The following is an 11,463-nucleotide window of genomic DNA, read 5'->3' on the forward strand; positions in this document are numbered from 1 at the left end:
GCTACCCCGGATAGACCGGCGACGATCCGTCCTCGACCAGCGTCTGCCAGTTGGCACCGGTCGGCAGCCACACGATGCCGTCGTCCTCGGAGTACGCCACCAGGGGCCGGTTCTCGTCGTCCGACGCCGCAACGGCCTTGACCCGGTTGAGCCCCGGCAGAACGCTCGCGGCCGAACTCGAGCCGTCCGTCTGGATGTAGCGCACCTGCTGGACCCCGCCGGACTCCTTGCCGACCACCACGAGCCTGCTGTGACCGGCCCAGGAGACGGCCGTCACGGTCTCCATCTGGGGCGCGGCGGGCCGCAGATCCGCCACGGAGACCACCGGGTTGTCGGTGGCGCCCTGGCGCTCCACGCGTCCGATCTTCAGCGTGGTCGTCCCGTCCTTCGTGAGCAGCAGCGCGATCCGCACACCGTCCGCCGACACCCGCAGCGCCTCGATACGCGCACCCTCAATACCCGGCACGATCTTGACGCTCTTCGGTGCGCCGGAGCCGCCCGCGAGGCGCAGCAGCGCCGGATTCTTGGGGTCGCGGTCCGCCACCCACAAATCGCCCCGGCCGTCCCAGCTGGGCGCCGAGAGGCGATGGGCGGCGTCCTTGCCCTTGCTCTGCACGACCGCGTCGCCCACCTCGCTCCCCGCCTTGATGGACGCCACGAAAAGACGGATGGAGTCGGTGGAAACCGCTGCCGCGGTGCGCTCGTCGCGGGCCACGCCGACCAGGCCGACCGGCAGCTGCCCATTGCCGAACGGCCCAGGCACATGCTGCGATTCGCTGATGTCCTTGGCGCCGCCCGACAGCAGCGTCAGCTGCTTCTTCTTGTCGACGAAGTACTGGCTGACGGGCCTGACCGAGGTGTGGTCCGGCGCGATCGCCTCCGCCTGGCCACCGTCGAGCACGCACAGCTGTGAGCCGTTCGCGCGCTGAATCTCCACCTGCTCGATCCGAGTGGCCGAAAGGTCCTTCAAGGTGAAGAGGATCTGGGCCGCCAGCTTCATACACTGCGGGTGGCCCACATTGGACGCCTTCTCGTTCAACGGCACCTTCAGCGCGTTCCGGTCGTCGAACGCCAGCAACTTGGTGCCCTCCTTCAGCGCCGTACCGGCAGGGAACGGCGATTCGACCACCGGCTTCAGCCAGTTGGTCGGGCCTTCGAGCAGCGCCTTGACCGTCTGCGTGACCGGATCCATCCGGGTCACCGGATCCAGTCGCTGCCGGATGTAGACAGGATCGGCAACGACCACATTCCTCCTGGATGCGGAGGCGAAGTAATACTTGTTAACGGAACGGTAGTTGCGCTGGAAGTCGGATGCTCCGAGCACCAGCCCCGACGGCAGGGCGTCGATGCGCCATTCCTTGCCGTCCGGACCGTTCTGCAGCGAAAGGTGAATGGTCGTGCGGTACGGGGTGGGTGAAACCGCCTGATAGGCGTGCTGCGAGTCCACCGTCGCGATCTGCTTGCCGATGAGCGGATAGTCCATGCCCGGGTTGTCCCGGCCACCGGCTACGGGCTGTCCGGAGTCCGGCGCTGCCGTCAGCACTGTGGTACTCGCCTCCGGCCGCCACCTCTTGGACGTATCCGGCGTCAGATACTTCCGGGCGACGGCGAAGTTCGTGTCGTCGCTGGTCATGGCTTCCAAGAAACCTGCGACGATCTCGGCCGGCGTCGCCCCCTGCCGCGGCGGCACCGCATACACCCGTACCTGGGAGTCCGCACGCTGGGACGCCTTCACCGCATGAATGTCACCGCTGTCCGGCATCGACGCGCACCCGGCCAGCAGCACACCGCTGCAGGCGAGCAGCGCCGACGCGCGCACGGCGCCTGTGCGGCCGGTCCGACGGGGATCAGCGCCCACGAGTCGTGTCCTCACGTTCCGAACGCTCCGAAGAAAGCTGTGGCGCTGAGTCGCCGTCTCGCCGCTCCCCGGCCTGGCGTGCCACCACCCGGGCACCGTTGCCCGGAAGGGCCGCTGGATCCACCCCGCCGGGCCCTGTACGGGGCGGCACGGGGGCGCGCGGTGGTACGGGCAGGGGCGATCGGTCCAGCACCGGCTGCATGGGCACGGACGTCAGCAGCTGCCCGCTCGTCTTCGGCCCCGCGAAATCGGCGCGCTCACGGTTCTGCCGCGAGTCCTCCGGCTCCAGCGGTATCGGAGAACCACGCAGCGGCTCGTCCGCCGTACGCGGCAGGGTCAGCCGGAACTGCGAGCCTCCGCCGGGCTCGCCCCACGCTTGCAGCCAGCCGCCGTGCAGCCGGGCGTCCTCGACCGCGATGGACAGACCAAGGCCGGTGCCGCCGGTGGTACGGGCACGCGCCGGATCGGCCCGCCAGAAGCGGCTGAACACCCGCGTCGCCTCGCCCGGCTTGAGTCCCACGCCGTAGTCCCGCACGGCGACCGCGACGGCGCCGCCGGCCACGGCCATCCGCACCACGACATCCCGGCCCTCGCCGTGCTCGACGGCGTTGACGACCAGGTTGCGCAGCACACGCTCTACGCGCCGGGCATCGGCCTCCACCACAACCGGCTGCTCGTCACCGGTCACCCGTATCAGGGTGCCCTTGCGCTCGGCCAGCGGCTCGGCACCGCCGATCACTCGTCGTACGACTTCGCGAAGGTCTATCGCCTCGGCCTCCAGCGCCGCGGCTCCCGCATCGAAGCGGCTGATCTCGAGCAGGTCGGAGAGCAGTGACTCGAAGCGGTCGAGCTGATCGCCGAGAAGCTCGGCGGAGCGCGCGGTCACCGGGTCGAAGTCGACGCGCGCCTCGTGGATGACATCCGCGGCCATCCGTACGGTCGTCAGCGGCGTACGCAGCTCGTGCGACACGTCCGAGACGAAGCGCCGCTGCATCCTGGAGAGCTCCTCCAGCTGCTGGATCTTCAGCTGGAGGTTCTGCGCCATCTTGTTGAAGGCCTCACCCAGCCTTGCGATGTCGTCCTCACCCGTGACCTTCATCCGCTCCTGGAGCCGGCCCGCCGAGAGCCGCTCGGCGATCCCGGCGGCCATCCGCACGGGCGTGACGATCTGCCGCACCACCAGCCAGGCGATGGCTCCCAGCAGGACGACCACGAACAGCCCCGCCGTGGCAAGGGTCCCCCTGACCAGGTTGAGCGACTGCTCCTCCTGCGCCAGCGGGAAGAGGTAGTAGAGCTCGTAGGGGTTGCCCTCGATGTCGTTCAGCCGGGTGCCGACGACCAGCCCGGGCTCCGGCTCGTGCACATCGTTGTTGTACTTGATCCGAACGTACGTCTCGTACGTCCCGGTGCCCTGGTCGACGGCTTCCCGCAAGGCCACGGGAATGCTCGTGTGGTCCACACCGCCCGAGGTCCGGGGCGCACGGCTGGAACCCGCGTCCTGGGAGTCGGCACTCAGCGCCACCAGGTTGAACGCCCCCTGCCCGCCACTGGCGAGCTGGTCCACCAGATCGGACCGCCAGGAGCTCCGCGCGGTCCGGCCGTCCGTGACGGCACCGTCCTGCCCACCGGGCCCCACCGAGGCATTCGCCTTCTCCCGCGCCACGGCGAAGCCACCGGCCGCCTGGCTCTGCGCCGCCTTGCCCTTGGCGTCGAGCAGACCGTTGCGCACCTGCCCGATGACGACGAAGCCGAGCAGCAGCACCACACCGAGCGACATCAGCAGCGTGCCCGCGACCACCCTGAGCTGGATGTTCCGTCGCCACAGCCGCACCGCGGGCAGCAGCAGACGGCGGATCAAGCGCATGACGAGCCGGAGCACCGGTCCACCCGGCGCCCCGCCCTGGAGCGGCCGTCCGCCCTGGAGCAGACGGCCGAATCGCGAGGCCCCCCACCCCGGTCCGGCAGCCCGCCCCGCACGGACTCCCGGCTGCCCGGGCTTCGGAGCAACACTGCCTCGGGACATGTCAGCTCGGCCCGGCCTTGTAACCGACACCACGGACGGTCACCACGATCTCCGGGCGCTCGGGGTCCTTCTCGACCTTGGAACGCAACCGCTGTACATGCACATTGACCAGCCTGGTGTCTGCGGCGTGGCGATAGCCCCACACCTGCTCCAGCAGCACCTCGCGGGTGAACACCTGCCAGGGCTTACGGGCGAGCGCGACCAGCAGGTCGAACTCGAGCGGGGTCAGAGCGATGGACTGTCCCTCCCGCTTCACGGAGTGACCGGCCACATCGATGACCAGATCCCCGATCGCCAGCTGCTCCGGCGCCGGCTCCTCCGACCTCCTCAGCCGCGCCCGGATCCGGGCGACCAGCTCCTTCGGCTTGAACGGTTTGACGATGTAGTCATCGGCCCCGGACTCCAGGCCGACCACCACATCCACGGTGTCGCTCTTGGCGGTGAGCATCACGATCGGCACGCCGGACTCGGCCCTGATGAGCCGGCACACTTCGATGCCGTCCCGTCCGGGCAGCATGAGATCCAGCAGAACCAGATCCGGTTTGGCCTCACGGAAAGCGGCAAGTGCCTTGTCGCCGTCCGCTACGAACGACGGCTCGAAACCTTCACCACGCAGCACAATCCCGAGCATCTCGGCCAGTGCGGTGTCGTCATCGACGACAAGGACTCGTCCCTTCATAATCGACATCATCCCATTAGCTAATCGTTACCTGGCGTGACCTGGCACACAGCACCGCGATTCCTCCCCCTGTGACCGGGGACAACGCACCCTCCTCGGTGACGATCGCCGTCACCAGATCCGGGGGCGTGACATCAAAAGCCGGGTTGTACGCCTGGGTTCCCAGCGGCGCGACCGGCAGCCCGACGTCCGCTCCGGCCCCGGCCGCCGCTATCTGCGGCGCAGTGACTTCGGTCACTTCATGTCCCGGCCGTTGTTCCACCTCTATCGACGCCCCGTCCGGCGTGTTCAGGTCCACCGTCGTGGTCGGCGCGACCACGATGAACGGCACATGGTGGTACTTCGCCAGCACCGCCAGCGGATAACTGCCCACCTTGTTCGCCACCGATCCGTCAGCCGATATCCGGTCCGCCCCTATGAGTACGGCATCCACCTCCCCCGCCGCGAAGAGCGACCCCGCGGCATTGTCCGTGAGCAGTGTGTACGGCATTCCACTGCGCGCCGCCTCGTAGGCGGTCAGCCGGGCGCCCTGCAGCAGCGGCCTCGTCTCGTCAACCCACAGCCGCCGCAGCCGGCCCACCCGGTGAGCCGCGAGCGCCACCGCGAACGCGGTGCCCTCGCCTCCCGACACCAGCGCCCCGGTGTTGCAGTGGGTCAGGATCCGGTGACCGCCGCCCGGCAGCAGCTCATCAAGGAGCACCAGCCCGTGCTCAGCCATCCGGACACTGTCCTCGGCATCCTCCTGGTGCAGTGCCTTGGCCGCAGCGAGCGCCGCCCGGGCCGCCTGCTCCGGGGCCGCTCCCTTGTCCACCGCCGCCCGGTAGGCGCCCGCCGCCCGCCGCACTCCGCGCCCCAGGTTCACCGCGGTGGGCCTCGCACTCTCCAGCAGGGCCACCGCCTCATCCACGTCGAATCCCCGCACGGCGGCGAGGGCCACACCATACGCACCGGCGATGCCCAGCAGCGGCGCCCCTCGCACAGCGAGCGTCTGGATCGCCCGCACCAGGGCAGGCACATCGGTACAGACCAGTTCGACCTCCTCGGCAGGCAGCCGGGTCTGGTCGAGAAGCACCAGTACGGGCCCTTCCGGTGGCTCGTCCCAGCGCAGAACCGGAAGGGTGGGCGGCTCTGTGCCGGCCGGGTTTTGTACGTACTGATCAGCCATCCGCCCAGTCTGCCCCGTGAGGCACCGACAATGAAGGTACGAAGGAGACACAGGGCCCCGCACACCAGCGGGCAACGCGTGGCACGATGACTGCCAACCTGCCGCCTTGATGGGCGGACGGGCACCGTGAACGTGTCGGCTCGCCGAGCCGGCCCCGCGACCAAGCCATGAGGTGGACGACCGTGAACGACACTCCGGGCTGGGCCTCGCCCGGATCTGCTCCCTCCGACGGGCAGGAAACCGGCGTGCCGCAGCCCGCCGCGCCCGCCGACGAGAGCGGCCCCGCCTCGAAGTGGTCCAAGGCACAGCCGCCCGCGGGACAGTGGTCCGCTCCGACCGCACCTCGTACCGACCCCGTACCGGGGCCACCGCCTGCCCCCGGCTGGGGCGGCGGTCAGCCTCACGGCGGCTGGGGCCGACCGCCGGCCGCGGCGAAGCCCGGCGTCATCCCGCTGCGTCCTCTCGGTGTCGGCGAGATCCTCGACGGCGCGGTGTCGACGCTGCGCGCTCACTGGCGCACGGTGCTGGGCGTCACGATCACCGTCTCCGTGATCTCCCAGATCTGCAACATCCTGGTCGAGCGCTACCTGCTCCCGGATCCGCCCGAGGTCGACCCGAACGCAAGCCCGTCCGAAGCCCTCAGCCAGTCCGTGGACTCGCTGCAGTCCAGCCTGCTCGCCATGGGCCCGTCGCTGCTGATCACCTTGGTCGGCACGCTCTTCACCACAGCACTTCTCACCATGGTGATCAGCCGCTCGGTACTGGGCCGCCCGGTGACGCTCTCCGAGGCCTGGCACGAGGCCCGGCCCCGGCTGCCTCAGCTGCTGGGCCTGACCCTGCTGCTGCCTCTTATGAGCGCCGCCATCATGACCGTGGGCATCCTCCCCGGCGTGCTGCTCGGCAGTGGTGCGGGAATCGCGCTCGCCCTGCTCGGAGGCCTCGCGGCCGGCGGCGTCATCCTCTGGCTGATGATCCGGTTCGCCCTGGCCTCCCCCGCGCTGATGCTGGAGCGCCAGGGCGTCATCCCGTCCCTGCGCCGTTCCGCCAAACTGGTCCAGGGCGCCTGGTGGCGGACTTTCGGGATCCTGGCGCTCACGCTGCTGCTGACCCTGCTGGTGTCGATGATCATCGCCGTGCCGTTCAGCCTCGTCGCGTATGCGGTCGACGGCAGCAGCTTTAGCGACCTCTTCGCCGGGACCACCCCGGACTTCGGCTGGCCCTTCCTGATCATCACGGGAATCGGCTCGGTGATCGCCTCCTCCATCACCTACCCGATCTCCGCCGGCGTGACGGTCCTCCTCTACGTGGACCAGCGCATCCGCCGCGAGGCCCTCGACCTCGAACTCGCACGTGCCGCCGGCGTCCCCGGCTACGGCTCCGAGCCGCCTGGCAACAACTCCACCAGGAGCTGATGCGGTGTCCACGACGGGGGGCGTGACGACAGCGCGGCTACTGATCCGTGCAGGCGATGACGTACCGGTGGACACTCCGCGGATCCCCGCCCGAGAGGCGGCGGAGCGGGAGTTGTCCAAACCGATGTACCACGAGAACGACCCGAGCCTCCTCCAGCGCGCGCTCAACCGCTTCTGGGACTGGGTCGGCAGCATCTTCGACGCCGCGTCCGGCGCCGCCCCCGGCGGTCCGCTCGGTCTCCTCGTCGTCATCCTGGTCGTCATCGGCCTGGTGGCCGCTCTCTGGTGGCGTCTTGGCACGCCGCAACGCGCCCCTGGCTCCGGAGACACCCTTTTCGACGACAGCCCCCGCAGCGCGTCCGAACACCGTGCGGCCGCTGAAAAACACGCCACCGCCGGACGCTGGAACCAAGCCGTCCAGGAACGGATGCGGGCAATCGTCCGCTCCCTGGAGGAACGAGTCGTCCTCGACCCGCGCCCGGGCCGCACAGCCGACGAGGCCGCCGCCGAGGCCGGCCGTTCCCTCCCCGACCACGCCGACGGACTCCGTGCCTCCGCCCGGGAGTTCGACGACGTCACATACGGTGGCCGCACCGCCGACCGGCAGGCATACCTACGCCTTCGGGATCTGGACGTCGAGCTGGAGCGCGCGAAGCCCCGGCTGACCGGCGCGGCCCAAGGAGCAGCCGAATGACCGCGGCCACCCTCAGCTCCACCTCCACGTCTCCCACCACCCGCCAAGTGTGGACCCGCACTCGCGGCCTGCTCCTCGCGCTCGTCATCCTGGTAGTAGCCGGGATCGCCATGGCCGCCCTGCGCTCCGGGGACCAGCACGGCCGCCTCGACCCCCGGTCCGCGGACCGCTACGGCAGCCGCGCGGTGGCCGAACTCCTCAAGGGCCGCGGCGTCTCCACCCGCGTGGTCACCACCCTCGACGAGGCCACCTCCGCAGTCGGCCCCGATACCACGCTTCTCGTCGCCGCTCCCGACCTGCTGACGGACCACCAGCAGCAGACCTTCCACACCGCCACCGCCTCGTCCGGCGGACGCACAGTCCTCCTCTCCGCCGGTCCTGTGTCCATCGACGCGCTGGCCCCCGGCGTCCACACCGAGACCCCAGCTCCGGTTTCGGCGCGCACCCCCCAGTGCGCCCTCCCCGCCGCGCGCGGCGCCGGCAATGCCGACCTCGGCGGTGAGCGGTACGCCACCGGGACTTCCCATGCCGACAGCTGCTACCCGAGCGGTGGCCTGCCCACCCTGCTCAGGATCGACGACGCGAACGATGGCGACACAGTCCTGCTCGGCTCCCCCGACATCCTCTACAACCACCGTCTGGACAAGCACGGCAACGCTTCCCTCGCCCTGCAACTCCTCGGTTCCCGCACTCATTTGGTCTGGTACCTCCCTTCGCTCAGTGACAGCTCCGCCGCTGACGGCAGCACCGACGGCGGCGGCAACAGCTCATTCCTCGACCTGATCCCCCCCGGCTGGCTCTGGGGGACTCTCCAACTCGCCCTCGCCGCCGTCCTGGCCGCCGTCTGGCGCGCCCGCCGACTCGGCCCCCTGGTGACCGAACAGCTCCCCGTGGCCATCCGCGCCTCCGAGGCCACCGAGGGCCGCGCCCGCCTCTACCGCAAGGTGAACGCCCGCGACAGCGCGGCCTCAGCCCTGCGCTCGGCAGCCCGCACCCGCCTCGCCCCGCTCCTCGGCGTCCCCCCGATCGACGCCCACTCCCCCGAGGCCCTGCTCCCCGCGGTGTCGGCCCATCTCCCCGCCGGCGACCGGGACCTCAAGACCCTGCTCTTCGGCCCGGCACCAGCCGACGACACCGCTCTCATCCGTCTGGCAGACCAACTCGACGCCCTCGAAAGAGAGGTACGCACTTCATGAGCGCCCCGACCCCCGAGACAGCTCAGAACTCGGACCGCGCCCGCACCTCCCTCGAGGCACTGCGCACCGAGATCGCCAAGGCCGTGGTTGGCCAGGACCCCGCTGTCACCGGTCTCGTCGTGGCTCTGCTCTGCCGCGGCCACGTCCTTCTCGAAGGAGTACCGGGCGTCGCCAAGACGCTGTTGGTGCGCACCCTCGCGGCCTCCCTCGAACTCGACACCAAACGCGTCCAGTTCACCCCCGATCTGATGCCCAGCGACGTCACCGGGTCCCTCGTCTACGACGCGCGCACTGCTGAGTTCTCGTTCCAGCCCGGCCCCGTGTTCACCAATCTCCTTCTCGCCGACGAGATCAACCGCACCCCGCCCAAAACCCAGTCATCGCTCCTGGAAGCGATGGAAGAGCGGCAAGTCACCGTCGACGGCACGCCCCGCCTGCTGCCCGACCCGTTCCTGGTCGCCGCGACCCAGAACCCGGTGGAGTACGAAGGCACTTACCCTCTCCCCGAAGCCCAACTGGACCGCTTTCTCCTAAAATTGACGATCCCTCTACCCTCACGCGACGACGAGATCAACGTCCTCACCCGTCACGCCGAAGGCTTCAACCCACGCGACCTCCAGTCCGCAGGTGTGCGCCCCGTGGCCGGCCCCGCCGACCTGGAAGCGGCTCGTGCCGCCGTCGCCAAGACCTCGGTCTCCGCCGAGATCGCCGGCTACGTCGTCGATATCTGCCGTGCCACCCGTGAATCCCCCTCACTCACTCTCGGTGTGTCTCCCCGAGGCGCTACAGCCCTGCTCTCCACCGCACGCGCCTGGGCCTGGCTCACCGGGCGGGACTACGTCATACCGGACGATGTGAAAGCCCTGGCTCTGCCGACCCTGCGCCACCGGATCCAGCTCCGCCCCGAGGCGGAGATGGAAGGAGTCACCGCCGACTCCGTCATCACCGCGATCCTCACCCACGTCCCCGTCCCCCGCTGAGGCAGCGACCCATGGCCCTCACCGGAAGGACAGCGCTTCTCGCCGCTCTCGGCTCTCTCCCCATCGGCGTCCTCGCCCCGAGCTGGACGGGGATGCTCGCCGTGAACGCGCCTCTCTCACTAGCAATCCTGTGCGACTACGCCCTCGCCGCGCCAGTGCGAACGCTCCGATTCACCCGAAGCGGTGACACATCAGTTCGATTGGGTGACAGCGCGGAAGTGCAGCTCACCGTCACCAACACCTCCACCCGCCGCCTGCGCGCCCACCTCCGCGACGCCTGGCCACCCAGCAGCTGGCTCACCGGCACCGAACAAACCGCGTCCCGGCACAAGCTGACCATCCCTTCCGGTGAACGCCGACGTCTCACCACCGTCCTCCGCCCCACGCGCCGCGGCGATCGCCAGGCGGAACGCATCACCGTCCGCTCATACGGACCACTGGGCCTCGCCGCCCGCCAGGGCAGCCACAAGGTCCCCTGGACCGTGCGCGTGCTGCCGCCCTTCACCAGCCGCAAACACCTGCCGTCCAGGCTGGCCCGACTGCGCGAGCTCGACGGCCGCACCAGCGTCCTGATCCGCGGACAGGGCACCGAGTTCGACAGCCTCCGCGACTACGTCCCCGGGGATGACACCCGTTCCATCGACTGGCGCGCCACCGCCCGCCAGACCACCGTCGCCGTACGCACGTGGCGCCCTGAACGCGACCGCCACATCCTCGTCGTACTCGACACCGGCCGCACATCGGCCGGCCGAGTCGGAGATGTCCCGCGCCTCGACGCGGCGATGGACGCAGCACTGCTTCTCACCGCACTCGCCTCGCGCGCCGGTGACCGCGTGGACCTCCTGGCCTACGACCGCCGTATCCGCGCCCAGGTCCAAGGCCGCTCAGCCGGCGACCTGCTGCCAGCCGTGGTCAACGCCCTCGCTCCGCTGGAACCCGAACTCGTTGAAACCGACGCACGGGGCCTCAGCGCCACGGCGCTGCACAGCGCCCCGCGCCGCGCCCTCATTGTTCTGCTGACCAGCCTCGACGCCGCGCCCGTCGAGGAGGGGCTGCTCCCGGTCCTTCCTCAGCTCACAAAACGCCACACGGTACTCGTGGCCTCGGTCGCCGACCCCCACATCGAGCAGATGTCCAAGACCCGAGGCACCGTCGAGGCCGTGTACGAGGCCGCGGCCGGCACTCAGGCCCAGGCTCAGCGCCGCCGCACAGCAAAACAGCTCCAGCGCCACGGAGTCACGGTCGTTGACGCCACTCCTGACAAACTCGCCCCTGCCCTTGCGGATGCGTATCTGGCATTGAAGGCCGCCGGCCGTCTCTAAGGGCGGGCGCCACATGAATTGAGAGGGGTTGAAGCAATGGGTCCTGAACGCAGGAAAGCCCCGCACCATGACGGTGCGGGGCTTTCCCACAATGATTGTTCGGCGGCGTCCTACTCTCCCACAGGGTCCCCCCT

General features: G+C 69.7%; 9 protein-coding genes. 5 read left to right on the forward strand and 4 right to left on the reverse strand.

The window, feature by feature from the left end; all coding sequences use genetic code 11:
• Position 1: 1 nt before the first annotated feature.
• From AB0D12_RS31415 to mtnA, 4 genes are read right to left on the reverse strand one after another with little or no spacing between them, the layout of a single operon-like run.
• Positions 2–1,858, reverse strand: coding sequence for an LpqB family beta-propeller domain-containing protein (locus tag AB0D12_RS31415; RefSeq protein WP_362690260.1), 1,857 nt, complete (start codon positions 1,856–1,858; stop codon positions 2–4).
• A complete protein-coding gene (mtrB, locus tag AB0D12_RS31420) occupies positions 1,848–3,881 on the reverse strand; it encodes an MtrAB system histidine kinase MtrB (RefSeq protein WP_362690263.1) in 2,034 nt (677 codons plus the stop codon). The genes AB0D12_RS31415 and mtrB overlap by 11 nt, the downstream gene beginning before the upstream one ends.
• Before the next feature lies 1 nt (position 3,882).
• Complete coding sequence (mtrA, locus tag AB0D12_RS31425; RefSeq protein WP_187438793.1) at positions 3,883–4,572, reverse strand: two-component system response regulator MtrA; 690 nt, start codon at positions 4,570–4,572, stop codon at positions 3,883–3,885.
• Between the two features lie 4 nt (positions 4,573–4,576).
• A complete protein-coding gene (gene mtnA / locus AB0D12_RS31430) occupies positions 4,577–5,725 on the reverse strand; it encodes an S-methyl-5-thioribose-1-phosphate isomerase (protein WP_362690268.1) in 1,149 nt (382 codons plus the stop codon).
• A 182-nt stretch (positions 5,726–5,907) separates the two neighbouring features.
• Here mtnA and AB0D12_RS31435 point away from each other — a divergent pair, with 182 nt between their 5' ends.
• The 5 genes from AB0D12_RS31435 to AB0D12_RS31455 are packed head-to-tail and all read left to right on the forward strand — an operon-like array spanning position 5,908 to position 11,329.
• Positions 5,908–7,137, forward strand: a complete 1,230-nt coding sequence (locus tag AB0D12_RS31435; RefSeq protein ID WP_362690271.1) for a hypothetical protein — start codon at positions 5,908–5,910, stop codon at positions 7,135–7,137.
• Between the two features lie 4 nt (positions 7,138–7,141).
• A complete protein-coding gene (locus AB0D12_RS31440) occupies positions 7,142–7,831 on the forward strand; it encodes a DUF4129 domain-containing protein (RefSeq protein ID WP_362690274.1) in 690 nt (229 codons plus the stop codon).
• Complete coding sequence (locus AB0D12_RS31445) at positions 7,828–9,027, forward strand: DUF4350 domain-containing protein (RefSeq protein ID WP_362690278.1); 1,200 nt, start codon at positions 7,828–7,830, stop codon at positions 9,025–9,027. The genes AB0D12_RS31440 and AB0D12_RS31445 overlap by 4 nt, the downstream gene beginning before the upstream one ends.
• Positions 9,024–10,007, forward strand: coding sequence for a MoxR family ATPase (locus AB0D12_RS31450; RefSeq protein WP_362690281.1), 984 nt, complete (start codon positions 9,024–9,026; stop codon positions 10,005–10,007). Before AB0D12_RS31445 ends, AB0D12_RS31450 begins: the two co-directional genes overlap by 4 nt.
• A gap of 11 nt (positions 10,008–10,018) precedes the next feature.
• The gene (locus AB0D12_RS31455) at positions 10,019–11,329 is read left to right on the forward strand and encodes a DUF58 domain-containing protein (RefSeq protein WP_362690284.1); all 1,311 of its coding nucleotides are present in this window, start codon (positions 10,019–10,021) and stop codon (positions 11,327–11,329) included.
• The last annotated feature ends 134 nt before the right edge of the window (positions 11,330–11,463 follow it).

The organism is Streptomyces sp. NPDC048479, from assembly GCF_040651435.1.
Lineage (GTDB): Bacteria > Actinomycetota > Actinomycetes > Streptomycetales > Streptomycetaceae > Streptomyces.

Excerpts from the sequence above, each read along its gene's own strand:
- AB0D12_RS31450 (WP_362690281.1), top strand. The coding sequence starts at position 9,024 with ATGAGCGCCCCGACCCCCGAGACAGCTCAGAACTCGGACCGCGCCCGC.
- AB0D12_RS31445 (WP_362690278.1), top strand. The coding sequence starts at position 7,828 with ATGACCGCGGCCACCCTCAGCTCCACCTCCACGTCTCCCACCACCCGC.
- AB0D12_RS31455 (WP_362690284.1), top strand. The coding sequence starts at position 10,019 with ATGGCCCTCACCGGAAGGACAGCGCTTCTCGCCGCTCTCGGCTCTCTC.
- mtrB (WP_362690263.1), bottom strand. The coding sequence starts at position 3,881 with ATGTCCCGAGGCAGTGTTGCTCCGAAGCCCGGGCAGCCGGGAGTCCGT.
- mtrA (WP_187438793.1), bottom strand. The coding sequence starts at position 4,572 with ATGATGTCGATTATGAAGGGACGAGTCCTTGTCGTCGATGACGACACC.
- mtnA (WP_362690268.1), bottom strand. The coding sequence starts at position 5,725 with ATGGCTGATCAGTACGTACAAAACCCGGCCGGCACAGAGCCGCCCACC.